The sequence below is a fragment of the Streptomyces sp. NPDC058864 genome (assembly GCF_042742985.1).
In the GTDB taxonomy this organism is placed as follows: Bacteria; Actinomycetota; Actinomycetes; order Streptomycetales; family Streptomycetaceae; genus Actinacidiphila.
The window spans coordinates 1-24,133 of sequence record NZ_JBHYMQ010000085.1 but is presented as its reverse complement, the minus strand read 5'-3'; the positions used below and the strand labels follow the sequence as shown (position 1 = coordinate 24,133).

The following is a 24,133-nucleotide window of genomic DNA, read 5'->3' as shown; positions in this document are numbered from 1 at the left end:
GCCATTTGTGGCGCAAAAGCCCGTGCGGGTCCGCCCGGCGCGCCAACTTCCCTTATCTGCCCGTTACTTGATGTGCCAGACTGCCGAGATCGACAGCCACACCGACCCCCCTCGTGCGACGGAGTCCGTCATGACGACCGGCACCCCTCATCCACCCCGGATCGACACCGGCAGAGCCCACCCGGCACGCCTCTACGACTGGCTGCTGGGCGGCAAGGACAACTACCCCGCCGACGAGGCGGTGGGCGAGAAACTGCCTCCCGAGGCGCGTGACGCGGCCCGGCAGAACCGGCAGTTCATGCAGCGGGCCGCCGGCTGGCTCGCCGCGCAGGGCGTCGACCAGTTCCTCGACATCGGCTCGGGCATCCCCACCGAACCCAATCTGCACCAGATCGTCCAGCGCACGATGCCGGCCGCGAAGGTCGTCTACACCGACAACGACCCGCTCGTGCTGCACCACGCACAGACGCTGCTGGCCGGCCGTCCCGAAGGCGTCACGGACTTCATCGAGGCCGACGCCCACCGTCCGGAGGAGATCCTCGAGCACGCGCGCGGCGTCCTGGACTTCACCCGCCCCGTCGCCCTCTCGCTCATCGCCCTGCTGCACTTCGTCCCCGACGAGCAGGACGCCCACGGCATCGTGCGCACCCTGCTCTCCGCCCTGCCGCCGGGCAGCCACCTCGTCCTGTCGCACGCCGCGTCCGATCTCCACCCGGAGCTCGCGGCGCAGGTCACCGCCGAGTACGCCAAGGGCGGCATCCGCCTCGGCTTCCGCACACGCCCGGAAGTCGCGCGCTTCTTCGAGGGCCTGGACCTGGTCGCCCCCGGCCTGGTGACGGCCCCGGAGTGGTTCAGGACGCCGCAGGCGCCGTCGCCGGAGGGCAGCGGGATCTACGCCGGGGTCGCCCGCGTCCGCTGACGTCCGCAGACGTCCGCGCCCTGCACGACGCAGGCCCGGGGACCGGGGGTCCCCGGGCCTCCCGCGGCCCGGCGGCGAGGGAGCGGGTGCGTCAGGGGACGTCGATACGGCGGCCGCTGATCGCGCCCGCTTCGATACGGACCCACATGACGCGGTCGTCGTCCCCCGGCCACGGGCCGCTGTACACCCGCTGTGCCAGGTACCGTACGGCCTCCGGGTCCTCGACCCGCCGGGCAAGGCCCCGTACCAGGACGCTCCAGCCCTGGCTGAGCGCCTCGTCCACCTGGTCCACCTCGAAGACGACCTCCGTTCCGACGACCTCGGCGGGGCCCGAGCCCGGCGCGGTCCTGAAGACGACGGAACGGTCGACCACGCTGTAGTTCACGGGCAGGACGGCCTCGTGACCGGGAGTCGTCAGCGCGACCCGGCCCACACCGTGGCCGTCCAGCCGCGACCAGCATTCGCCGGGGGAGAGGTCCACCAGGCGTGCGTGCGGCGAAGCGCGTCCGCGGCGGCCGGGCGGGAGGTCGGCCTCTCCTCCGCTGAGCGCCGTGACCGTCGTGTCCAGTACCGCCGCGAGGGTGCCCAGCGTTCCCGGTCCAGGGGCGGCGGTGGACTGCTCCTCGATGAACCGCAGATAACTGGTGGCCATGCCGGCCCGGGCCGCGACCTCCTCACGGGTCAGGCCCAGTTCGTCGCGCCGCTTGGCCACGCGTCGCCCCATGTCACCGGGGGCGGCCGGAAACGGCTTCGGTGCCATGCCGCTCATCTCCTCGGTCCCGGGGGTCCGAGGCGCCGCGGACTGCCGCGTACGCCGGTCGGACCCTGCTGATCGTCGTCCGTTCACGTGTCCCAGACGGCGTCGACGACACCCTCCACCGCGCGGGCGAACCGCGACGCCACCGGGACCAGCGACGGGTCGCCCGGCGGGCCGCGGAAGTGGACGACGCCCTCCTCGACACGGGCCCGCACCGGCGGGGGCTCGCCGGGGAACAGGTAGGCGACGATCTCCCGCCCGACCTCCTCGGCGATCTCGTCGTCGGGGCGCAGGAAGACCTTCAGCAGGTCGCCCCGGCTGACGATGCCGCACAGCATTCCCGCACCGTCGATGACGGGCAGCCGCTTGACGTGCCGCAGCGCCATCGCCCGCGCCGCCTGGGCCAGGGTGGCGTCGGCGTGCACGCACACCGCGGGGGCGCTCATCAACTCGTCGGCGGTGGTGGCGCCCGCCTTGCCCAGGTCGGGCAGCCGCCGCATCTGCTCGTAACGGGAAGGGGCGCTGTCCCGGTACTCCTCCTTGGGCAGCAGGTCGGCCTCGGACACCACTCCCACGACCCGGCCCTCGCCCTCCAGCACGGGCAGGGCGCTGACCTTCCACTCCTCCATCGTCGTGACGACCTCCTTGAAGGAGGCGCCCCTGCCGACCGCGACGACGGACCTCGTCATCACGTCACCGACGACGTGCGGGCTGCCGTGCATGGGGTCCTCCTCGCGGGCGGGGGCCCGGTCCCCCTCCCCAGCCTGCTTTCCCGGACCCGCCGCGGGCAGGGGCCTTCCGGCCCTTGTGCCGGCCCGGCCGGTACCCGCTCATGCGGGGCCTCCCGTCGCCGGCACGTCAGCCCACCACGATGCGCCGGCCGGTCACGCTCGCCGGGGTGATGCGCAGCCACAGATCCCGCCCCCCGCCGGCCCACGGCCCGGTGCGGGCCTGCTCGTCGAGCCGCCTGACTCCCGCGGGGTCGGTGACGGTGTGCGCCATGCCGCGGACGAGGACGCTCCAGCCCTGGCTCAGGGCGTCGTCCACCTCGTCCACCTCGAAGGCGCACTTGGTGTCGGTGGCTTCCGCGGGGGTCGCGGCCGGAGAGGTACGGAAGGCGATGGCGCCGTCGGCGACGCAGTAGTTGACCGGCACGACGGTGATCCCCTCGGGCATCAAAAGGGCGAGCCTGCCCACACCGTGCGTGGAGAGCAGCTCCCAGCATTCCTCGCCGCCCAGTTCCACCAGTTCCGCGTGTCCCGCCGCCCGCCCGCGGCCGGGCGGCAGATCGGCCTCGCCGCCGCTGAGCGCGGACACACTCGTGTCCAGCGCCCTGGCCACGCCGCGCAGCGTCGCGACGCCGGGAGCGGCGGTGGCGTCCTGCTCGACGTACCGCAGATAGCCCGGCGCGATGCCCGTGCGTGCCGCCACGTCCTCCCGGGACAGGCCCAGTTCCTCGCGGCGCATCGCGATGCGCCGCCCGATGTCCCCGGTCGCGGTGGTCGCGGGATGCTTCGTCATGGCGGTCAAGTCCTTTCCTCCTCACACGCGGCCCGAGGTGAGGTCGAAGCGCACGTCCACGACACCTTCGACGGAACGCACCATCCGGGCCACGACCGGCACCAGCGACCGGTCGGTGAGCAGGCCGCTCACCGTCACGACCCCGTCGGCCGCCTCGACGTCCACGGACTGCCAGGCCTCGGGCAGGAGTTCACCCGCGATGAGTTCGCGCACGTCGCGGGTGAGGTCCTCATCCGTCCGCAGGAACACCTTGAGCAGGTCCCCCCGGCTCACCACGCCCCGCAGCGCGCCGTCGGCGTCGACCACGGGCAGCCGCTTGACGCGGTGCAGCGCCATCGCACGCGCCGCCCGCGCCAGGGGCGCGTCCTCGTGCACGGTGATCGCCGGGGCTGTCATGAGCTCCCCGGCGGTGACTGCGGCCGCCTTGTCCGGGCCTGCGCCGACCGGCGGGGCGTCGTCCTCGCGGCGTTCCTCCTTGCGGAGCAGATCCGCCTCGGAGACCACGCCGACGACCCGGGTGCCCCCGGCCACCACGGGCAGGGCGCTGACCTTCCACTGCTCAAGGGTCCGCACGATCTCCTTGAACGACGTGCCCAGGGCGACCGCGACGACCTTCCTGGTCATCACGTCGCCCACCGTCGCCGGATGCCGGTCGGCATTCATGGCCGCCTCCTTCGACGAGCGTGCCGGACGCGGCCGGCAGGCGTGGCGGGTCCGGTCACCTCGACCCCTGCCGGTGAGCCGTGGCCTCCTCCAGTACCGCCAGGCGCCGCCGGTACTCCTCGTCGTCGATCTCACCGCGGGCGTACCGCTCCGCGAGCAGTGCCCGCGCATCCCGGCGATCCCGGTCGGCGGCACGACCCGCACCGCCGTCGGGGGCGTGCCGCAGCAGTGCGGTCACGGCCAGGCCGACGAGGACCAGCAGCACCAGCCAGCCGAGGGACATCAGGGCCCAGCCCCAGCCGTTCATGTGGCCGTAGACGAACATCGCGTCCTCCTCACCACGGCGCCCGGGCCGCCGCCGTTGCCGGCCGGCTCAGCGGTGTGCGGGGGCCGGCCGGACGGTGTCGTCGGCCTTGTGGCCCAGGTGCGCCTCGACCTTGACGACGCCGTCCACGCCGCGGCACAGTTCCGTCACCACCGGCACCAGGCTGCGACGGTCCACCACGCCGTCGAGGACGACCTTCCCGTCGGCCACCTGGACGGTGACCGCGCTGGGGGCCAGCCCGAGCGTCTTCACCAGCAGGTCACCGGTGATCTCCTCACGGATGGCCCGGTCCCTGCGGAGGAAGACCCGCAGCAGGTCGGCGCGGCTGACCACCCCGACGAGCCGGCCCGCCTCGTCGACCACGGGCAGCCGCTTCACCCCTCGGCGCTCCATGACCCGGGCCGCCTCGACCACGGACCACTGCGGCCGTGCCACGACCGGTGGGCTGCTCATCAGCCCTTCCGCGGTGGTGGCCGCGACGCGGGAACGTTCACCGGGCCGCGGGTGCCGGGCCGGCAGCAGACCGCCCGGGTCCGGCTGCCCCGCTTCCTTGCGCAGCAGATCCGCCTCGGAGACCACGCCCACCGGCCGGCCGCCTTCGTCCACGACGGGGACGGCCGTGATGTCGTGTTCCGCGAGCAGCTTCGCGATCTCCTTGAACGGAGCGTCCGGCCGCACGGACACGACCGCCCTGGTCATCAGATCGCCGACGTTGCGGTGATGCATCGTCCCCGCCTCCCTGCGCACGGTTGGGTCCGTCCCCTCCGGTCCCACTGTCGGTCGACTCCACCCGGTTCTGCTTGGGCCGGTGGGGCCACCGCCACGGCCGGGGGTCCCCCCGGCCGGGCCGACCGGCCCATGTGCGAGCCGTCGACCGGGCCGCGGGCGTCGCCTGCGATCACGAGTTCCGCGCGGGAACGGGCCCGCCACCTCGGGCGGGGCACGCGCATCCGGGGGAGACTGGACGCGAGGACCCCGGCCGCCGGAGCCCGGAGAGGGACGACGATGGGGGAGTGGACCTGGTCGTACGAGGGCTACGACCCCGACCGGGAACGCCTGCGCGAGGCACTGTGCACCCTGGGCAACGGCTACTTCGCCACCCGGGGCGCCGCCCCGGAGACCGTCGCCGGTCCCCACCACTACCCCGGCACCTACGCCGCAGGCTGCTACAACCGGCTCCACTCCACCGTCGCCGGGCGGAAGGTCCGGAACGAGGACGTGGTCAACCTGCCCAACTGGCTGCCGCTGCGGTTCAGGCTCCGGGACGGCGGGTCCTGGTTCACCCCCGACGACGGCTCACTGCTGGAGCACCGGCAGGACCTCGACCTCCAACACGCCACCCTGGCCCGGACCTTCCGGCTGCGCGACCCGCGCGGGCGGATCCTCGCCGTCGAGCAGACCCGGCTGGTGCACATGCACGACCCGCACCTCGCCGCCCTGCGCACCGTCTTCCGCGCCGAGGGCGACTGGTCCGGGGACCTGGAGGTGGAGTCCGCGCTCGACGGCGACGTCGGCAACGCGGGCGTCGCCCGCTACCGGGACCTGAACGGCCGTCACCTCACCGGGACCCGGACCGGGACCTCGGAACCCGAAACGGTCTGGCTGCGGTGCCGGACGACCTCCTCCGACATCGGCGTCGCGCTCGCCGCCCGCACACGCACCACACCGCACCCCGCGGCGGCCCGGTCACTGGAGGCGGGGGAGCGCACCGCGGTCCACCGGCTGACCGTTCCGGTGGGGCCGGACCGGCCGGCCGTCGTCGAGAAGACCGTCGCCCTGCACACGTCCCGCGACCGGGCGATCAGTGACCCGCTGCACGCCGCGCTCGACCGCGTGGAACGGGCCCCGGACTTCGCCGGTCTCCTCGACTCGCACTGCGCCGCGTGGGAGCGGCTGTGGCGCCGCGCCGGCCTGGACGTCCCCGGCGAAGCCGGACGGATCCTGCGGCTGCACGCCTTCCACGTCCTGCAGACCCTCTCCCCGCACACCGCCGAACTGGACGTGGGCGTGCCCGCCAGAGGACTGCACGGAGAGGCCTACCGCGGCCACGTCTTCTGGGACGAGCTGTTCGTCCTGCCCTACCTCGACCTGCACTTCCCCGAGGTGTCCCGGGCACTGCTGGAGTACCGCCACCGCCGGCTGGAGGAGGCGTGCCGGGCGGCCGAGGAGGCGGGTTGCACCGGCGCGATGTACCCGTGGCAGAGCGGCAGCGACGGACGCGAGGAGACCCAGACCCTGCACCTCAACCCGCGCTCGGGACGCTGGCTGCCCGACCACACCCGGCTCCAGCACCACGTCGGCTCCGCCGTGGCCTACAACGTCTGGCGGTACGGACAAGCCACCGGCGACACGGAGTTCCTGTACACCAAGGGCGCCGAGATGCTGCTGCAGATCGCCCGCTTCTGGGCCTGCCTCGCCTCCTGGGACCCCGACTGCGACACCGGCGGCCGCTACCGCATCCGCGGCGTCGTCGGACCCGACGAGTACCACGACGCCTACCCCGGCTCCGCGACGCCCGGCGTCGACGACAACACGTACACCAACGTCACCGCCGCCTGGGTGCTGGACCGGACCCTGGAGCTGTGGCGCACCCTCCCGGCGCCGCGCCGCGACGAACTCCGCGAGCGCACGGGCCTCGGGCCGGCGGAGACGGACCGCTGGGAGGACGTCTCGCGCAAGTTGTACGTCCCCCGCCACGCCGGTGTCATCAGCCAGTTCGCCGGCTACGGCGAGCTGGAGGAACTGGACTGGGAAGCCTGCCGCGCCCGGTACGGGGACATCCGCCGGCTGGACCGGATCCTGGAGGCCGAGGGGGACTCCGTCAACCGCTACCGGGCGTCCAAGCAGGCCGACGTGCTCATGCTGGGCTACCTGTTCCCGCCCACGGAACTGCAGCGCGTCTTCGGTCGCCTGGGGTACCCGCTGGACGACGGCACGTGGCGGTCGACGGTCGACTACTACCTGCGGCGTACCAGCCACGGGTCCACCCTCAGCGGACTGGTGCACGCCTGGGTGCTGGCCCGGGCCGACCGTGCCGACGCGTGGTCCTGCGCGGAGGAGGCCCTGCTGGGCGACGTCACCGACCTCCAGGGCGGCACCACGGAGGAAGGCATCCACCTCGGCGCCATGGCCGGCACCCTCGACCTCGTACAGCGCGGCCTGACCGGCCTGGAGGCCCGCGAGGACGCCCTGTGGCTCGATCCGGTACCGCTGCCGCAGTTGTCGCGGTTCGCCTTCACGCTGCGCTACCGGGCTCACTGGGGGGTGCGCATCCACGTGGACGGGGACCGCGTCAGCGTCGCCGTGCCCGCCTCGGCGGCCGCGCCCGTCCGGGTCCGCGTCGGCGGCCGGACCTGGTCCGTCCCACCGGGCCGCTTCCGGCTGCTCGACCTGCCGGCCCGGTGACACGGCTCCGTGGCGCGGGCCGTCCGCTGTGTACGGCGACTGATCGACTACTGTGAGCCACATGATGTGGCGAGCGGGTCAGCGCGTCTCCCTGCGCGGAGTGCTCCTGCTCCTGGCCACGCTCGTGTTCACCGGCATCCACCTGGTGGCCTGCGCCCACGGACCGGACCGCGCGGGCAGCGACACCCTCGCCGCCGCCCCGTCCGCCACCGCGCTCTGCCGGCCCGGGGGCGACGACGTGCCCGCGGGCCAGGACGTCGCCCGCGGCGGCAGGCCCCAGAACGACCACCACGCGCTGTGCGGAGTCGCCCTCGACCGGCTCCCCGATCCCCGCCCCAGGCCCGCCGGGGCTCCGGCGGCTCCCGACCCCGAGGGCGCACCGCCGGCGCCGGCACCCGCGGTCCATCCGGCCCGGGCCGCGCCCCGCGGCGCCGTCGGGCGTCCTTGCGCGGCCGTACGCTCCGGCCCCGGAACCCTGAGCCTGCTCTGCGTATCGCGGACCTGACAGGGCCCCGGCCCCGCCCCGCCCGCACCCCCACGATGCGACGGGCACGGCCGAACGCGCCCCCAGGATCCGTACGAGCAGCGGCCGCGCCACGGCGACGGCCGCAGGAGAAACACGTATGAGCACCCTCCCTCACTCCGGCACGCCCACCTCCCCGGCCGAACTCCCGGCCGGTACCGCGCCCCCGCGCCGCACCCCGGCCGGGCTGGTCGGCAACACACCCGTGCTGTGGGTCGGATCGCCCTTCGTCCCCGGCGGCCGCGGCTTCTGGGCCAAGCTCGAGGGCTTCAACCCCGGCGGCATCAAGGACCGTTCCGCGCTGTACATGATCGAGGCCGCCCGTGCCCGCGGCGAACTCCTCCCCGGCGCGCGGATCGTGGAGTCGACCAGCGGTACGCTCGGCCTCGGGCTGGCCCTCGCTGGGGCCGTGCACGGGCACGCGGTCACGGTGGTCACCGACCCCGGCATGGAACCGCCCCTGGTCGCCCTGCTCACCGCCTACGGGGCGACCGTCGAGGTCGTCACCGCACCGCACCCCGTGGGCGGCTGGCAGCAGGCCCGCCGCGACAGGGTGCGGGAACTCCTGGCCGACGACCCGACGGCCTGGTGCCCGGACCAGTACCACAACCCGGACAACGTCGCCGCCTACGCCGTCCTCGCCCACGAACTCGTCGCTCAGCTCGGCCGCATCGACGTCCTGGTCGCGAGCGTCGGCACGGGGGGACACTCGGCCGGGGTCAGCGGCCCGCTGCGCGCGTTCTTCCCGCACCTGCGGCTGGTCGGCGTCGACACCACCGGGTCGACGATCTTCGGTCAGCCCCCCTCCGCCCGGCTCATGCGCGGTCTGGGCAGCAGCATCCACCCCCGCAACGTCGACTACCCGGCCTTCGACGAGGTGCACTGGGTGGCCGCCGGGGAAGCGGTCTGGGCCTGCCGGCGCCTCGCCCGCGACCACTACGCCACCGGCGGCTGGAGCGTCGGCGCGGTCGCCCTGGTCTCCCGCTGGCTGGCCCGGACACTGCCCGCCGAGACCCGGATCGTGACGGTCTTCCCCGACGGCCCGCAACGCTACGTCGGCACCGTCTTCGACGACCCCTACTGCCGGGAGCACGGCCTGCTGCACCACGAACCGTCCGAGGAGCCCGAGGAGATCGCCCACCCGGGCGAGGCCGTGGTCGACCGATGGACCCGCTGCACCACCGTCCGGGACCCGCTGGCCGAGGGGCCGGACGGCCGGCTCGACGGCACGTCCTTCGAGGCCGCCCGGTGAAGGGCCTGTGGCGGGAGGTCCGCTCCTTCGACACCCCGGCCCGGCTGCTGATGGCCAACCAGTTCGCCATCAACCTGGGCTTCTACATGCTCATGCCCTACCTCGCCGACCACCTCGCGGGCGGCCTCGGCCTGGCCGCCTGGGCCGTCGGGCTCGTCCTGGGCGTACGGAACTTCTCCCAGCAGGGCATGTTCGTGCTCGGCGGCACCATCGCGGACCGCTTCGGATACAAGACGCCCATCGTCATCGGCTGCACCCTGCGCACCTTCGGCTTCGCGCTGCTGGGCCTGGTCGACTCCCTGCCCGCGCTGGTCGCCGCCTCGGCCGCCGCGGGGTTCGCCGGCGCGCTGTTCAACCCCGCGGTCCGCGCCTACCTGGCCGTGGAGGCCGGCGAGCGACGGGTTGAGGGCTTCGCCTTGTTCAACGTTTTCTACCAGGCGGGCGTGCTGATCGGCCCGCTGGTCGGCCTGGCTCTGCTCGCCCTGGACTTCCGCGCCGTCTGCATGACGGCCGCGGCCGTCTTCGCGGTGCTCACCGTCCTGCAGTGCCGGGCCCTGCCCGACCGGCGGCCGGCACACGCCACCGGTCCCGGCGTGGCGGCCGGTGTCCTCGGCTCCTGGCGGCAGGTGCTGGGCAACCGGCCGTTCATGCTGTTCTCGCTGGCCATGATCGGCTCGTACGTGCTGTCCTTCCAGGTCTACCTGGCCCTGCCGCTGCAGGCCCACAAACTCCTCGGCAGCGGCGGACAGGCCGTCACCAGCGGTCTGTTCATCGTCTCGGCCGTCGTGGCGGTCCTCGGCCAGCTGCGCCTCACCGGCTGGGTCCGCGCCCGCTGGAGCGGACCGCGGGCGATCGTCGGCGGGATCCTCCTCATGGGCCTGGCCTTCGTCCCCCTCGCCGCGAGTCCCGACCCGTCCGGCGGGACCTTCGACGCCGTCGTGGCGGTGGCCCTGCTCGTGACCGCCGTCGCGGTGCTGGCCGTGGGCAGCGCGGTGGTCTACCCCTTCGAGATGGACACCATCGTCACCCTGTCCGGGGAACGCCTGGTCGCCACGCACTACGGCTGGTACAACACCGTCTCCGGCCTGGGCATCACCTTGGGCAACCTCGCCACCGGCGCCGTCTGGGACGTCGCGGGCGACAGCCACAAGCCGTGGCTGCCCTGGCTGGCCCTGAGCGCGACCGGGCTGCTGTGCGCCGCCTGCGTCCACCTGCTGTCCCGCGCCGGGGGCCTTTCCGCGGTCGCGCGCGAACCGGCCCTTGCCTGACGCCGGCCCGGTCCCCGGCCGGCGACGCCTGCCCGGCGTTGCCGGCCGGGGGCGGTCCCGGGGTCCGCCGGCTCTGGACTGGCGGTCGGCCGGAGGGTCTGCTGCGCTGAAGGGAGACGCGACGCGGGAGGTGAGCGGCTGTGCAGGGTGGTCCGGACCAGGCCGGCCCGGCGGGCGGAGGCTCCTCGAACGGCGAGGACGTGGCCGGCCGTGTCGCTGTGCGGCGGGAGCAGCTGGGCATGTCCCGCGAGGAGCTGGCCACCAGGGCCGGCATGTCGACGGCCTACCTGCGGCAGGTCGAGGAGCTGGGCCCCGGGTTCGACGCCGCCGCGTTGAGGCGGGTCGCCCATGTGCTGGGGGTGGCGTACGAGGACCTGGCCACGGGCTCCCGCGAGGCTCCGCCGGGACGCGGCGGCCCGGCCGCCCGGCCGGTGCTGCGGCGCCTGTCCGTGGGCGAGTGCTGGGAACGGCTGGGCACGCACGGCATCGGCCGCGTCGCCCACACGGCAGGTACGGGGGACGAGGCTCCGGTACTGGTGCCCGTCAACTTCCTGGTGGACGGGCGAACGGTCGTCTACCGGACGGATCCGGCCGGTGCTGCGGCCGTCGCATCCGGTACGAAGCTCGCCTTCGAGACCGACTTCGTCGACGAGGACCGCCGTGTCGGCTGGAGCGTCCTGGTGACGGGCACCGCCGAGCCTGTCACCGACAGCGCGGCCGCGGAAGCCCTCGGCCGACGGCCCGGGTCCGAGCCCTGGGCCGGGGGGAAACGCACGCTGTGGATCCGCGTCCTGCCGGCCGAGGTGAGCGGCCGCGCCATCCGGTCCCTGTCGCAGGCCGGGGATCAGGGGCTGGGACACACCGGATAGCGCCACGGGCGCGTCCCGGCGCCCCCGCGGACCGCGTCCGCGGGGCACTCCCGCGGGGCGACGGACGGGGAGAACCAGCAGGTCACGGCAGACGACCGCCTACCCCGCGATCATGACGCATCCGCGAACGGCGGGTCAATGACTCATGTACCCAAAATGCTTGCTTGATGAAACACGTATCCGCTAGACATTGCCTGCGTGTTGGAGCCACCCAACCGAACCGTGCGATCCATGAGTCGGCCATGGGTGGCCAAGCGAGAGGAAACCGTGAAACTCACGTCCATAAGACCTGCGTTCGGCACGGCGGTGGGGCTCGGCATGCTGCTGGTGGCCGTCACCCCGTCCGCGGCACTCGCGGGCCCCACCCCCACGAACGTGCCCGCCGGGCCCACCCAGGTGTCCACCCACGCCCCGACCGGGCCGGGGCATCGGTGGATCCCGCTGATCACCGGTGACCGCGTCGCGGTGAACGGCAAGGGCGACATCGTTGCCGCGCGTTCCGCCAAGGGCCGGGAGGACATACCCATCCGGGTGGAGACCCGCGACGGGCACACGTACGCGGTGCCCGACGACGCCCGGGGCCTCGTCGAGAGTGGGCGGGTGGACCGGCGGCTGTTCGACATCACCACCCTGAGCACGCCGGCCTACGCGCAGCGCAAGGACCTGCGGCTCATCGTGATGTACGACGCTGCCCGGCCGGCCGCACGGACCGCGTTGCGTTCGGCCGGCGATGCCGACGTGGTGCGGACGTTGAGCAGTATCGACGCCGATGCGGTTGCCGCGCCTGCGGACGGTTCCGCGGCGCTGTGGTCCGCGCTGACCGGCGCGTCAGGTGACGCGATGAAGCGCACCGTCGCGCCGGGTGTCGCCTCGGTGTGGCTGGACAGCGTGGTCCAGGCGAGCCTGGACAAGAGCGTTCCGCAGATCGGTGGCCCCGAGGCGTGGGCGGCCGGGTTCGACGGCACGGGGACGCGTGTTGCCGTTCTCGACACGGGCGTCGACACCTCCCATCCCGATCTGGCCGGGCAGGTCGTCGCCGCGCAGAACTTCTCCGACTCGCCGGACACCGATGACCATTTCGGTCACGGCACGCATGTCGCGTCGATCACGGCCGGTACCGGCGCGAAGTCCGGTGGCACGTACAAGGGTGTGGCGCCGGGAGCGCGCCTGCTCAACGGCAAGGTCCTCGGCGACAGCGGCAGCGGCAGCATGTCCCAGATCATCGCGGGCATGGAGTGGGCGGTCGCCGAGAAGGCGGACATCGTCAACCTCAGCCTCGGCACCTACGACTCCCCGGAGATCGATCCGGCCGAGGCGGCCGTCAACAGGCTGTCGGCCGAGAGCGGAGCCCTCTTCGTCATCGCGGCGGGCAACAACGGCGAGCAGGGACCCGCAACGGTCGGTTCGCCGGGCAGCGCCGACGCCGCCCTGACCGTTGGCGCGGTCGACAAGCAGGACAAGCTGGCCTCCTTCTCCAGCACCGGCCCGCGCGTCGGCGACGGCGGCATCAAGCCGGATCTGACGGCGCCGGGTGTGGCCATCGGGGCCGCGGCCGCGCACGACAGCTACCTGAGCACGGTCGCCCCCTCCGTCGCGGACGGCTACATCGCCCTCAACGGCACCTCGATGGCCACCCCGCACGTCGCAGGCGCCGCCGCCATCCTCGCCCAGCAGCACCCCGACTGGAGCGGCGACGACATCAAGGACGCGCTGGTCTCCTCGACGACGCCCGGCGGGTACACGGCCTTCGAGCAGGGCTCGGGCCGGGTCGACCTGCGCAACGCGATCAAGCAGACCGTCGTCGCCCGCGAGACGTCGCTCTCGTACGGTGTCGCGCAGTGGCCGCACACCGACGACCAGCCGCTGACGAAGAACCTCACCTACCGCAACTCGGGCGACTCCCCGGTCACCCTGAAGCTGACCGTGGACGCCACCGGACCGGACGGAAACCCCGCGCCCGGCGGGATGTTCACCGCGGACGACCAGGTCACCGTCCCGGCGCACGGCGAGGCGACCGTGAAGGTCACCGCCGACACCCGCCTCGGCGGCGACACGACCGGTGCCTTCACGGGACGGATCACCGCCACCGGCGACGGGCAGACCGTCGGCACCGCCGTCGCCGTGGACCGCGAGTCGGAGATGTACACCGTCACGGTGAAGACCCTCGACCGCAACGGCAAGCCCGCGGTTTCCTGGGACGCTTCCCTGCAGGGCATCACGGGCCCCCTGAAGGGCAACAGCGTCTTCCTGTCCGGTGACTCGTACTCGCTGCGCGTGCCCAAGGGCCGTTACTTCCTGGACGGCTTCATCCGCGTGGACCCGGACGGCACGGCCGCCCAGGGCGCGGACTGGCTCCACCAGCCCAACCTCGACGTCACCAAGGACACCACGGTGACGTTGGACGCCCGCGCCGCCAAGGCGATCGACGTCACCGTGCCAGACCACGCCGCCCAGCAGGTCTGGGGCTACGCCAGCACGGGGCTCAAGACGGCCGACGGCTACGAGATCCGGTACGCGCTCTTCACGGGCTCCTTCGCGCAGCTCCGCACGGCACACGTCGGCCCGGCGGTGAACCCCGAGGACAAGCCGACCCAGCAGCTCGCGCTCAGCTTCTCCACCGGCGTCCAGGGTCACGACGACTACACCATGGTCTACCACCCCCAGGGCGACAGGTACCTGACCGGCTTCACCCACCACACCAAGGCCAGGGAATTCGCCGACGTCAAGCTGAGGCTCGGGGCCCCGGGCAAGGGCAAGACCGGCTTCGTCACCCCGGCCACGGACGGCTACGGCTCCGGCCTCGGCATCGAGCGCCCGCTTCCCTACACCGGAAGCCTCCACCTGCTGTCCCCGGACATCCCGTTCGACCTGCTGTTCTCCCAAGTCGACGCCGCCGACTCCTACGAGACCGGCTACGAGGCCCCGGTCCGTACGTTCAAGCCCGGGCGCTCCTACGAGCAGGTGTTCAACGTGGGCGTCTTCGGCCCGTCCCTGCCCGAGGGCGCGGGTCTGCTCCGCAACGGCGAGGCGCTGCTCGGCAGGATCCCGCTGCTCTCCGACGGCAGCGGCAACGCCGGCGACAACAACGCGCCCTACGAGACCGCGCTGACGACCCTGCACCGCGACGGCGAACTCGTCTACCGGAGCATCTACCCCTTCGACTACTTCTTCGTGGCGGACGACGAGCGCGCCGACTACCGGCTCACCGCTTCCCTGACCCGCGGCGGGGTGGCCGACGTCTCCACGAGCATGACGGCCTCCTGGACGTTCTCCTCCGCCTACGCGGAGGGCGTCACCGAGATCCCCACCTCCGTCGTGCGCTTCACCCCCGCGCTGTCCCTGGACAGCACGGGCAAGGCGCGCGCCAAGGTACGGGTACCGGTCGTCGTCGAGGGCTCCGCCGAGGGACGGAACCTCAAGTTCCTCAAGGTGTGGGTCTCCTACGACAAGGGCGCCCACTGGCAGCGGACGACGGTCCGCGACGGCCGGGCCGAGGTCACCAACCCCCGGGCGGGCGGCAGCGTCTCGTTCAAGGCGGAGGCGGCCGACCGCCAGGGCAACACCGTCACCGAGTCGATCGTCGACGCCTACCTGACGAAGTAGACCCGAGCGGCGGAGGGGCGCTCGGCCGGGTCTCCCCGGCCGGGCGCCCCGTCCCGTGGCGACGGGCGGTCAGGCCTTGAGGGCGCGGCTGTGCAGCGCGGTGACGGCCTTGCGGGCGGAGAGGATGGCGCCGTGCTGCCAGGCGTCCATGTACGACAGCCAGTCGCCGGCGTACAGGACGCGTCCGGTCGGCTCGTTGAGAGCCCGGTAGACGGTGGCGTCGGTGCCACCGGGGATGCTGTGCCAGGCGCCTTCCAGGTGGCGGACCCGCTTCCAGGCGATGGAGAACGAACTCGCCAGTTCGCTGCGGTACTTCTCACCGTGGATCTTCACGCCCTGCATGACGGCGCGGGCCTCGCGCGCGGCCGGGGTCAGCGCGGCGTAGGCGTCGGCGTTGGCCCCGGTGTTGTAGTAGCCGACGACGACACCGCGCTCGCCGTGGTGACCGTAGGACGGGTACCAGATGTGGGACAGGTCCAGGTCGGTCTCGGTGATGCCGCCGTAGATGCGGTGGTCGGTCTCCCACCAGCGGCTGCGGTACTCCAGGCCGATCTTGCCGGCCGACGAGGGACGGATGGTGGTGAGCGCGGTCTGCACGTCGGAGCCGAGGTTGTGCGGCAGCTTGGCGAGCAGGTGCGGCGGCATGGCCGCGACGCAGTAGTCCGCCTCGATCTGCCGCTGCCGTCCCGTGGGGTCGGTGTAGCCGACGGTGACGCCGTCGGCCGACTGGACCAGGGAGGCGGCCTGGCAGCCGTACCGGATCCGGTGATCGCCGATGGCGCGGGCGAACGCCCGGGGTATCCGGTCCATGCCGCCGACCGGCTGGAACATCAGCATCGCCTGGTCGAACTCCAACTCGAACGCGAAGTGCCGCCCGACGCCCGAGGCGAAGACCTCGGAGGCCGTGGGCAGGTCTCCGAGCAGGCTGCCGGGGGTGCCGGCGGCGCCGGGCCAGGTGCTGTAGCCGCGGTTCGCGCCGCCGCTGTACGCCCATCCCTCGGCACGTCCGCCGATCTCGCCGAAGCCCTCCAGGAACGACAGCAGCCGCTCCTTGTCCTGGGCGGTCAGCTCCTGGTCCAGCGCGCCCTGGTCGGTCGCCTTGGCGAGGAGTTCGCTGACGTACCCGAAGGTGTCCGCCTTGGCGGTGCGGTACCGCACCGGCTGCCCCGGGCGCATGCCGGCCGACTCGTGGTAGATGTACGCGTCGGCGTTGGCGTTGGTGAAGACCTCGATGGGGACGCCGAGTTCACGGCAGTAGTCGAGGGTGACCATCCACTGGGCCAGCCGGGCCGGCCCGGCGTTGAGGTACTGGCCCTGGGAGAACCGGGCGGTCTGGGTACGTCCGTCGAGGTCGGTGTGGCTGTCCCCGCCGCGCACGGTGTAGTTGCGGCCGCCGGGCCGGTCGCGCGGCTCCAGGACCGTACAGTCGTACCCGGCCTTGCCCAGTTCGTACGCGGCCGTCAGCCCCGCGATCCCCGCGCCCAGGACGACGACCTTGCCCGCCCTGCGTCCGGTGAGATGGAAGTCGGCCGCGCTCGGCGCGCGGAAGTCGGCGCCGCGCCCGGCCGCCTCGGCGGTCGGCGCGAGCCCGAGCGCGCCCATGGTGGCGAACATCGCCCCGGCACCGCCGGTGATGCCGACGGCGCGCAGAAATCCCCTGCGGTCGAGTCCTGTTGGCTGCCCCTGCGTCATGAGTCGCCCTCTCTCGATCTGCCGGTGTGCACGCCGATCTTGGAGGCGGCCTGTTACGGATGGTGTGGCCGAGACATGACAGACCGATTTCGCGTGCGCCGCGCGTGTGAACGGACGCGAAACAGGGGCGCGGACGCCGGGCGGGACGCCGAACGGGTGATCGGCGGTGGGACCGGCGGCGCGTAGCGGGGTTGCCGCCGGGAAGGCGGAGGGTGGGTGAGGATGTTGGGGTTGGTGATGCCGCATGGCGAGATGGGAGAACGACGTGCCTTTGGTGGGTGAGTACCAGCCGAGCCCCGAGAAGTGGGTCCGGGACCAGGTGGAGCTGTACGAGGGCTCCGGAGGGACCGACGGGACCACGCTGCGCGGCAGGCCGGTGATCGTGCTGACGTCGCTGGGCGCCAGGTCCGGCAGGATCCGCAAGACGCCGCTCATGCGCGTGGAGCACGACGGCCGCTACGCGGTCGTGGCGTCCAGCGGCGGAGCCCCCAAGCACCCGGTCTGGTACCACAACCTGGTCGCCGACCCCCGGGTGGAAGTGCAGGACGGACCCGTGCGCCGGGACATGACGGCCCGGGAGGCCACGGGCGACGAGCGGGCCGAGTGGTGGGACCGCGCGGTGGAGGCGTGGCCCGACTACGCGGAGTACCAGAAGAACACCGACCGTGAGATCCCGGTCTTCGTGCTGGAGCCGGCGGCAGCACCGCACTGACCTGTTCACCGCGACGGCCGCCGCCCCACGCGCAGGGGCGGCGGCCGTCGTGTCGGTTCGGCCGGTGCGCCTGTCGAGCGGGAAGGCCCTCGTACGCACCGGCCGTCACGAAAGGCGCCAGACCGGTCACCGTGTGCCGCCGGTTCGTCGTGGGCCTTTGGGCCGAGCGAGACGGCCCCGCCCGGTTCGGCCCGGGCGATCCCCTGCGACGCGTGTGCGCGGTGCGGGAAAGCCCGCGGGCCGTCCTCCTCGGCGGCAGGTTGGGGCTCGGCGTCCCGACGTGATGTGGACCACATCCGCAGGGAATTCCGCTCCGGGATGTAAGAAACGGGCCGCCGCGCTCATTGCATGGTGAGAGTGCGAGATGAGGGGACGGCGCGTGACACATGCCGAACGGTTCCGGGACGTCTACGAGGAGTGCTATCCGCGGGTCCTTGCCTACGCCACCAGCCTGGTCGGACGGCAGGTAGGGGAGGACATCACCAGCGAGACGTTCACCGTCGCCTGGCGGCGGGTGCGGGACGTCCCGCACCCGGCACTGCCGTGGCTCCTGGGCGTGGCCCGCAACCTGGTGCGCGAACTGCGCCGCAGGGACGCCCACCAGTACCTCCTCGCCGCCGAGGAGGCGCGACGCATCAGCAGCGGCGCCCCCACCGACTCCGGCGACGTCGCGGCGGAGGTCACCGGCCGGCACGACGCGCTCCAGGCCCTCGCCGGCCTGCCGGAGGCCGACCGGGAACTGCTCACGCTGATCGCCTGGCACGGCCTGAGCGCCAAGGAGGCCGCGCAGGTCCTGGACTGCACCACAGCGACGCTCACCGTCCGGCTGTACCGGGCCCGCCGCCGACTGGAGAAGGCCCTGGAAGCGGCTCCCGCGGCGCAGCCGGCGTCCGCACCTCCCGCAGAGAACCCGTATCCCGCGCACCGCGAAGGAGCACCCGCGTGAAGAACACAGACCAGCCGTCCGGGCGGCCCGACGTCCTGAAGGTGCTCGCGGACGCCCGGCCCGACGAGCTGGACCCGTCCCGGCTGGTGGACCCGGTGCGGCAGCGGCAGGACCTGGCGCGCATCGTCGCCGGAGCGACGGACGGCCGTGCGGCGCGCTTCCTCGCACCGCGTCGGAGGAACGCGTTCCGCCCCCTGGGAGCCGCGGCGCTCGCGGCCGTCGCCGCGTCCGTGGTCGTCGTGAGCACCCTCGACTGGCAGGAGCCCACCGGGCGGCCGGCCGCCAAGCCGCCGTCCTCCGCCGGAACGGACGCGCCGGCCGGGAGCCCGGACCTGCGCGTCGACGGCCACATGGAACTGCTCAGCGCGGCCAGGCAGGCGGAGACTTCGGTCGCCGAGGGAACGTACTGGCAGACCACCACGCGCTCGGAGAACGTCGACGTCGCCGGTGACGAGGGGAACCTCTTCGCCGTGCGCAGCGTGTCGACCGACGAATGGTCGGTGGGCGTGCGTCCCGGAACCGCAAGCCTGGAGGTCTCCGGTCTGGACTCCGTGACCGAGCCCCGGACCGCGGCCGACAGGGCCCGCTGGCAGAGCGCGGGCTCGCCCCGCACGGTGGAGTTCGAGGTCGGGAAGAAGTCCGGGACCGGCAGGCTCGTCACCGTCATGGGTACCGGGCGGCGGCCCATGGTCATGCGGACGAACGTCGACGACAAGATCTACGCCGTCGGCCCGAACAACGTCACCTACAAAAACCTGCGCGCACTGCCCTCCACCAGCGCGGAACTCCGCCGTCACCTCGATCGGTTGTACGCGCAGGACAGCGGCGCCGACAGCGGCACCTCGGCCCGCAGTGCCTGGATGCTGCGCCAGGCGGGCAACCTCGTCACGATGCCGGTGAAGCCCGCCGTCCGGGCGGCCGCGTACCGGGTGATGGCGGACCTGCCCGGCGTCCGGGTCACCGGGCGGGTCACCGACCCCCTGGGACGCGAGGGAGTCGGGGTAGATTTCCCCATCGCCTACCGGGGACCGCTGGGGACGACGCGGGAGCGGCTGATCGTGGACCCGTCCACCGGCGCCATGCTCAGTGACGTGCTCGTACTGGTCGAACCGTCCGCCCGGGCCAAGGAAGCCGGGCTCGGCGCCGGCACGACGGTGAACTACAACGCGACCACCAAGATGAGCTGGGGCGAGCACCAGATCACCGTCCCGGAGAACGCCCGCAGCTGAGTGCGGAGCTGAACCCGGAGCCGGGCCGCGCGGCCCGGAGGAAGTACACGCACCACGACGCTCGCCCCCCCATGGGCGCCGACTGACGGGCCCGGGGATCCGCCGCCGGCGTGACGCGGCGGATCCCCGGGTGACGGCCGGCGTCCCCTCCTTCGGGCTGCCGCCGCCCAGGTGGCCGGCGCGGTCCCATCGACCTGGCGCGGTCCCCGACATCGGGGCAACCCGAACTGGAGTCCGCCCGGTTGAACGGGTGTGAGACCACCCCCGCAGCCCAGGGCCGCGCCCACGCCAAGGGCTGCGATGACGGGCGGGCCGCGTCACCCGCGGACACCACTCGGTCCTCAAGGACCGCGAGCCCCGCCAGGGGACTTCGCCCCGACTTTCCGTCCTCCAGAGAAAGCGCTTGCGCCCATGCGCCTCCACAAGCCCTACATATCCGCGGCCGCCGCCGTCGTCGTCTCCTCGCTCGGCATCGCCGCCTACCAGCACCTGCCCGAGGGGAACCGCACGCCGGCCCCCGAGACGGCGGCGGTCGTCCAGGACGCCGCGGCGCCGGCGACCGGGCAGCCGGCCGATGCGCCCGCCGCGCCCCCGACGACGGCCCCGCCGAAGCCGCAGTACCCCGACCGGTTGCCGGGACTCGGCCCCAAGACCCTGTCGCAGATCCCGGCGAACGCCCGGCAGGTCGTCCTGGTCACGGGAGCCGGCAAGAAGTCCCCGAAGTCCAAGGTCGTGCTCTACGAGCGCGTCGACGGCGGCTGGCGTCCGGGAGCGGTGTGGGACGCGCACAACGGCTACAAGGGCTGGACCGACGAGCACTACGCGGGCGATCTGCACAGCCCCATCGGGGTGTTCGGTCTCACCGACGCAGGCGGACTCCTGGCGGACCCCGGCACCAAGCTGACCTACCACCGCTCCAACGCGTTCTCCACCGACGCCACCGGCTTCCTGGGTGAGTCTCTCGCCGGTTCCTTCGACTACGTCATCGCCATCAACTACAACCGGCAGCCCGGTACGTCGCCGATGAACGGCGCCGCGCCGATGGGCGCGAACCGCGGTATAGGCATCTGGATCCACGTCGACCACGGCGGCCCCACGCACGCCTGCGTCAGCATCGCCAAGGCGGACATGAAGCAGTTGCTGCGGGTGCTGGACCCCGCCGACCACCCCGTCGTCGTCATGGGCGACGCGGCCTCTCTCGCCCGATGACAGTTCCGCGGCCAACAGGAGCAAGCGTGTCGTCCCATCCCAGCCTCACCGTGATCGCCCTCGCCGTCGTCGGGGCGTCGGTGCTCACCGCCTGTGGGGGCGGTCGGCCCGCCACCGCGCCCGCCGGGCAAGGGGCGACGCCCTCGGCCAAGGCGTCCTCGACCGGGCCGCAGGCCGCGGCGGCCGCCTTCAAGCTCACCACGGGCGCCGCCGACGGCGAGAAGCACGCGTCCGTCGGCAGCGCGGGCGACGTCGAGGTCTCCGGCGGCACGATCTCCTCCGTCACCCTCACCACCGCGGCCGGCCACCCCGTACGCGGCACCGCCGCAGGCGACCACCGCCGCTGGTCCCCGGACGACGCCCTGGCCTACGGCACCTCGTACCGTCTCGTCGTCCGCGCCACGGACGAGGCGGGCAAGGCGCAGAACCGCAGCGTGTCCTTTACCACGCTGGAGAAGGGCGACCGCCTCATCGGCACCTTCACCCCCGAGGACGGCTCGACGGTCGGCGTCGGCATGCCCGTCTCGCTGAACTTCAACAAGCCGGTCACCGACAAGGAGGCCGTAGAACGGGGCATACGCGTCACCAGTGACGGCGGCCAGGAGGTCGTCGGCCACTGGTTCGGGGACCAGCGCCTGGACCTGCGCCCGGAGACGTACTGGAAGGCGCACACCCAGGTGACCCTGAGCCTGCGCCTGGACGGAGTGAAGGGCGCCGCGAACGCCTACGGAACGCAGGACAAGACCGTCCGCTTCACCGTCGGCCGCCGCCAGGTCTCCACCGTCGACGCCGGCACGCACACCATGCGCGTCGAACGCGACGGCGACACCATTCGCACGATCCGGATCACCTCCGGCGCGCCGGGCAGCACCACGTACAACGGGCAGATGGTGATCTCCCAGAAGCTCATCAGCACCCGTATGGACGGCGCCACGGTCGGCTACGCGGGGGAGTACGACATCCCCGACGTCCCGCACGCGATGCGCCTGTCCACCTCCGGCACCTTCATTCACGGCAACTACTGGGCGCCGGACTCGGTCTTCGGGAACTCCAACGTGAGCCACGGCTGCGTGGGGCTCAACGACGTCCGGGGCGGAGGCGACTCCGGGCAGGACGCGGCGTGGTTCTACGCCAACTCCCTCATCGGTGACGTGGTCGTCGTCAAGCACTCCCGTGACCACACGATCGCTCCCGACAACGGCCTCAATGGCTGGAACATGTCCTGGACGCAGTGGAAGGCGGGGTCGGCGCTCACGTAGGCGGCCGGGGCGGTCGGCGGTCCGGTCGCGGGCGGCACGCGTACGTGTGACCTCATACGCCCCCGGCAGTGGTAAGTCCGGCCGTACGGGCCGACGATGGGCCGGGAAAGGCGGCCCGCCGGCGATGTCCCTGGTCCGCCAGGATTCGTCGTCCTGTCAGGAACCTGCTACCGGCCCTTTCCTCGGGCCCCTTCTGATGACTCCGGCCAGTATTCGTGCGGCACGCACGCAAAAATGACAGGACATCAGATGACGAGACCGATGAGTCGGGTCCGCGTGGCAGCAGTGTCCGCGGCGACGGTGATCACGACGGCGACGATGATGCTCGGCACGGGGGCCGGCCAGGCCGACGCCGTCGGGCGGGTGCGGGTGGCGGACGGCGTGACGGTCGCGCCCGGCATCACCTACCGGTCCTTCTCGGTGACCGCGTCGCACGGCACGGTCACCGGTCATGTGGTCACCGCCGACCTGCGCGACCGGCACGTCTCGGTGGGGCTGCTCTCGCCGGGGAAGGTCGCCGCCCGCGCCAAGCTCTCGCAGCTCGCCGCGGCTCAGGGCGCGGTGGCCGGGGTGAACGCCGACTTCTTCAACATCGACGAGACGCAGCACCCCGGCGTCCAGGCGACCGGCTCCGCGGTCGGACCGGCGATCTCCGACGGCGTGGCGCTCAAGGCGGCCGTGCCGAACGGCCAGCGATTCGGCCCGGGCCTGCCGCCCGGCACGTCGACGCGTGACGTCATCGGCGTCGGCTACGACCACAAGGTGCGGCTGGACGAACTCACCCTCGACGGCACGGTCCGGGCCCAGAAGGGCAAGCGGTTCGACCTCGAGGGGCTGAACCAGTACGCCATCGCGGAGGGCGGGATCGGTGCCTTCGACTCGCACTGGGGAGACGTTTCGCGGCAGCGCGCCGTGTGCGGCACCGACACCCTGCGCGCCGCGGCGTGCTCCACGGACACCTACGAGGTGACCGTGCGGGACGGCCGGGTGGTCTCGGAGTCCGACACGATCGGCGCCGGCGCCATCGAGCCCGGCACGGTGGTCCTGGTCGGCCGTGAGGCCGGCGCGGCGGAGCTCCGCACGCTCCGGACGGGCGAGCGCGTCCACGTCTCCGACAAGCTGCGGAGCACCAGTGGCAAGCGCCTGAGGTTCGCGGTCGGCGGCTATCCCGTCCTGCGTGACGGCACACCCCTGGCCGGCCTGGACAACAAGGCCGTGGCGACCAGGACCGGAGCCGCGATCGGCGACAACGGCCGGCTGCTTCACCTCCTGGTGCTGGACGGCAGCGCCGAGGCGGGCGCCGGTCTGACGGTCGCCGAACTCGCGGGCGTCTTCCAGGCCGTGGGCGCCGAGGACGGTGTCAACCTGGACGGCGGCGGCTCCTCGACCCTCGTGACCCGTGACCCCGTGTCCGGCGTGCCGGTCGTCCGGAACCACCCCACCGGTGGGGCCGAGCGCCCGGTTCCCGAAGGCATCGGGCTCTTCTCGCGCGACTGACCCCGACCGCACCCGGGTGGCCTCCCCGCCGCCCGGGTGCCCCCGGATCGGGGACGCCGTCACGCTCCCGCGGACCCCGGTTCCCATCGCCCCGAACCCGTCCGCCGGAAAGGCCGCACCATTCAACGCCGGGCGAATGCGGGAAAGGAATTCCGAGGTATTGGTGAATCTTAGTCGCGGGCCGCATCGATTCGGCTGAAATTCGCCGGGAATTGAGGCAACTTTTCGGAGTGTGACCTACGCCACACCGTTTGGAAGTTTGACTGAACAGCCTTTTCCCTTCAGGGGTTTGATTGGATCGCGATTTGATGATTAAGGTAATTCCCCGAACCTTCCGCCCGGTCGGCCGTCCATTCCGGATGGCGGTGGAGGGATAAGGAGCTCGTGCCAGTGGCGTCCCACCGTCGTCCCAAGCAGGCCAGTCGCACACGTGTCACCGTGCTCACCGCGACCGCCGCCGCAGCCGTCGCCCTTTCCGCGCAGG

The 24,133-nt window shown here is 72.8% G+C and carries 20 protein-coding genes; 13 read left to right on the top strand and 7 right to left on the bottom strand.

From position 1 onward, the window contains the following. The first annotated feature begins 130 nt into the window (after positions 1 to 130). Complete coding sequence (locus ACFW3D_RS37240) at positions 131 to 919, top strand: SAM-dependent methyltransferase (RefSeq protein ID WP_500512232.1); 789 nt, start codon at positions 131 to 133, stop codon at positions 917 to 919. Between the two features lie 91 nt (positions 920 to 1,010). Here ACFW3D_RS37240 and ACFW3D_RS37235 read toward each other — a convergent pair whose 3' ends face one another. From ACFW3D_RS37235 to ACFW3D_RS37210, 6 genes are all read right to left on the bottom strand, one after another. Beyond that, positions 1,011 to 1,688: a pyridoxamine 5'-phosphate oxidase family protein gene (locus ACFW3D_RS37235; RefSeq protein WP_500512230.1), complete on the bottom strand. Its 678-nt coding sequence runs from the start codon at positions 1,686 to 1,688 to the stop codon at positions 1,011 to 1,013. 74 nt (positions 1,689 to 1,762) lie between these two features. Continuing rightward, positions 1,763 to 2,398, bottom strand: a complete 636-nt coding sequence (locus tag ACFW3D_RS37230) for a CBS domain-containing protein (protein WP_500512228.1) — start codon at positions 2,396 to 2,398, stop codon at positions 1,763 to 1,765. A 136-nt stretch (positions 2,399 to 2,534) separates the two neighbouring features. After that, the gene (locus ACFW3D_RS37225) at positions 2,535 to 3,197 is read right to left on the bottom strand and encodes a helix-turn-helix domain-containing protein (RefSeq protein ID WP_500512226.1); all 663 of its coding nucleotides are present in this window, start codon (positions 3,195 to 3,197) and stop codon (positions 2,535 to 2,537) included. A gap of 21 nt (positions 3,198 to 3,218) precedes the next feature. Beyond that, positions 3,219 to 3,860, bottom strand: coding sequence for a CBS domain-containing protein (locus ACFW3D_RS37220; protein WP_500512224.1), 642 nt, complete (start codon positions 3,858 to 3,860; stop codon positions 3,219 to 3,221). A gap of 55 nt (positions 3,861 to 3,915) precedes the next feature. After that, positions 3,916 to 4,185 (bottom strand): SHOCT domain-containing protein, encoded by a 270-nt coding sequence (locus tag ACFW3D_RS37215; protein ID WP_500512222.1) that lies wholly within the window; start codon positions 4,183 to 4,185, stop codon positions 3,916 to 3,918. Between the two features lie 48 nt (positions 4,186 to 4,233). After that, the gene (locus ACFW3D_RS37210) at positions 4,234 to 4,911 is read right to left on the bottom strand and encodes a CBS domain-containing protein (RefSeq protein ID WP_500512220.1); all 678 of its coding nucleotides are present in this window, start codon (positions 4,909 to 4,911) and stop codon (positions 4,234 to 4,236) included. 279 nt (positions 4,912 to 5,190) lie between these two features. On the opposite strand from ACFW3D_RS37210, the gene ACFW3D_RS37205 reads away from it, so the two are divergent. From ACFW3D_RS37205 to ACFW3D_RS37180, 6 genes are all read left to right on the top strand, one after another. Beyond that, on the top strand, positions 5,191 to 7,590 hold the full coding sequence (locus tag ACFW3D_RS37205; RefSeq protein ID WP_500512218.1) for a glycoside hydrolase family 65 protein: 2,400 nt from the start codon (positions 5,191 to 5,193) through the stop codon (positions 7,588 to 7,590). A gap of 61 nt (positions 7,591 to 7,651) precedes the next feature. Continuing rightward, positions 7,652 to 8,095, top strand: a complete 444-nt coding sequence (locus ACFW3D_RS37200; protein WP_500512216.1) for a hypothetical protein — start codon at positions 7,652 to 7,654, stop codon at positions 8,093 to 8,095. A 118-nt stretch (positions 8,096 to 8,213) separates the two neighbouring features. After that, positions 8,214 to 9,365, top strand: coding sequence for a PLP-dependent cysteine synthase family protein (locus tag ACFW3D_RS37195; protein ID WP_500512214.1), 1,152 nt, complete (start codon positions 8,214 to 8,216; stop codon positions 9,363 to 9,365). Beyond that, positions 9,362 to 10,633, top strand: a complete 1,272-nt coding sequence (locus tag ACFW3D_RS37190; protein ID WP_500512212.1) for an MDR family MFS transporter — start codon at positions 9,362 to 9,364, stop codon at positions 10,631 to 10,633. The genes ACFW3D_RS37195 and ACFW3D_RS37190 overlap by 4 nt, the downstream gene beginning before the upstream one ends. Before the next feature lie 140 nt (positions 10,634 to 10,773). Next, positions 10,774 to 11,502 (top strand): helix-turn-helix domain-containing protein, encoded by a 729-nt coding sequence (locus ACFW3D_RS37185; protein ID WP_500512210.1) that lies wholly within the window; start codon positions 10,774 to 10,776, stop codon positions 11,500 to 11,502. A 267-nt stretch (positions 11,503 to 11,769) separates the two neighbouring features. After that, complete coding sequence (locus ACFW3D_RS37180; protein ID WP_500512208.1) at positions 11,770 to 15,105, top strand: S8 family peptidase; 3,336 nt, start codon at positions 11,770 to 11,772, stop codon at positions 15,103 to 15,105. Positions 15,106 to 15,174: 69 nt separating this feature from the next. On the opposite strand, the gene ACFW3D_RS37175 is transcribed toward ACFW3D_RS37180, so the two are convergent. Next, a complete protein-coding gene (locus tag ACFW3D_RS37175; protein WP_500512206.1) occupies positions 15,175 to 16,797 on the bottom strand; it encodes a flavin monoamine oxidase family protein in 1,623 nt (540 codons plus the stop codon). Between the two features lie 265 nt (positions 16,798 to 17,062). On the opposite strand from ACFW3D_RS37175, the gene ACFW3D_RS37170 reads away from it, so the two are divergent. The 6 genes from ACFW3D_RS37170 (at position 17,063) to ACFW3D_RS37145 (ending at position 23,649) form a co-directional block, all read left to right on the top strand. Further along, a complete protein-coding gene (locus ACFW3D_RS37170) occupies positions 17,063 to 17,509 on the top strand; it encodes a nitroreductase family deazaflavin-dependent oxidoreductase (RefSeq protein ID WP_500512240.1) in 447 nt (148 codons plus the stop codon). A 379-nt stretch (positions 17,510 to 17,888) separates the two neighbouring features. After that, complete coding sequence (locus ACFW3D_RS37165) at positions 17,889 to 18,455, top strand: RNA polymerase sigma factor (RefSeq protein WP_500512204.1); 567 nt, start codon at positions 17,889 to 17,891, stop codon at positions 18,453 to 18,455. Then, the gene (locus ACFW3D_RS37160) at positions 18,452 to 19,684 is read left to right on the top strand and encodes a CU044_5270 family protein (RefSeq protein ID WP_500512202.1); all 1,233 of its coding nucleotides are present in this window, start codon (positions 18,452 to 18,454) and stop codon (positions 19,682 to 19,684) included. The genes ACFW3D_RS37165 and ACFW3D_RS37160 overlap by 4 nt, the downstream gene beginning before the upstream one ends. Positions 19,685 to 20,095: 411 nt before the next feature. Then, complete coding sequence (locus ACFW3D_RS37155) at positions 20,096 to 20,893, top strand: hypothetical protein (RefSeq protein ID WP_500512200.1); 798 nt, start codon at positions 20,096 to 20,098, stop codon at positions 20,891 to 20,893. Between the two features lie 26 nt (positions 20,894 to 20,919). Continuing rightward, on the top strand, positions 20,920 to 22,152 hold the full coding sequence (locus tag ACFW3D_RS37150) for a L,D-transpeptidase (protein WP_500512198.1): 1,233 nt from the start codon (positions 20,920 to 20,922) through the stop codon (positions 22,150 to 22,152). A gap of 318 nt (positions 22,153 to 22,470) precedes the next feature. Then, a complete protein-coding gene (locus tag ACFW3D_RS37145) occupies positions 22,471 to 23,649 on the top strand; it encodes a phosphodiester glycosidase family protein (RefSeq protein ID WP_500512238.1) in 1,179 nt (392 codons plus the stop codon). The last annotated feature ends 484 nt before the right edge of the window (positions 23,650 to 24,133 follow it).

What these genes read in the sequence shown, in the direction of transcription:
- ACFW3D_RS37175 (WP_500512206.1), bottom strand. Translation starts at nt 16,797, where the DNA reads ATGACGCAGGGGCAGCCAACAGGACTCGACCGCAGGGGATTTCTGCGC.
- ACFW3D_RS37225 (WP_500512226.1), bottom strand. Translation starts at nt 3,197, where the DNA reads ATGACGAAGCATCCCGCGACCACCGCGACCGGGGACATCGGGCGGCGC.
- ACFW3D_RS37195 (WP_500512214.1), top strand. Translation starts at nt 8,214, where the DNA reads ATGAGCACCCTCCCTCACTCCGGCACGCCCACCTCCCCGGCCGAACTC.
- ACFW3D_RS37215 (WP_500512222.1), bottom strand. Translation starts at nt 4,185, where the DNA reads ATGTTCGTCTACGGCCACATGAACGGCTGGGGCTGGGCCCTGATGTCC.
- ACFW3D_RS37210 (WP_500512220.1), bottom strand. Translation starts at nt 4,911, where the DNA reads ATGCATCACCGCAACGTCGGCGATCTGATGACCAGGGCGGTCGTGTCC.
- ACFW3D_RS37145 (WP_500512238.1), top strand. Translation starts at nt 22,471, where the DNA reads ATGATGCTCGGCACGGGGGCCGGCCAGGCCGACGCCGTCGGGCGGGTG.
- ACFW3D_RS37155 (WP_500512200.1), top strand. Translation starts at nt 20,096, where the DNA reads ATGCGCCTCCACAAGCCCTACATATCCGCGGCCGCCGCCGTCGTCGTC.
- ACFW3D_RS37240 (WP_500512232.1), top strand. Translation starts at nt 131, where the DNA reads ATGACGACCGGCACCCCTCATCCACCCCGGATCGACACCGGCAGAGCC.
- ACFW3D_RS37200 (WP_500512216.1), top strand. Translation starts at nt 7,652, where the DNA reads ATGATGTGGCGAGCGGGTCAGCGCGTCTCCCTGCGCGGAGTGCTCCTG.
- ACFW3D_RS37230 (WP_500512228.1), bottom strand. Translation starts at nt 2,398, where the DNA reads ATGCACGGCAGCCCGCACGTCGTCGGTGACGTGATGACGAGGTCCGTC.
- ACFW3D_RS37220 (WP_500512224.1), bottom strand. Translation starts at nt 3,860, where the DNA reads ATGAATGCCGACCGGCATCCGGCGACGGTGGGCGACGTGATGACCAGG.
- ACFW3D_RS37235 (WP_500512230.1), bottom strand. Translation starts at nt 1,688, where the DNA reads ATGAGCGGCATGGCACCGAAGCCGTTTCCGGCCGCCCCCGGTGACATG.
- ACFW3D_RS37205 (WP_500512218.1), top strand. Translation starts at nt 5,191, where the DNA reads ATGGGGGAGTGGACCTGGTCGTACGAGGGCTACGACCCCGACCGGGAA.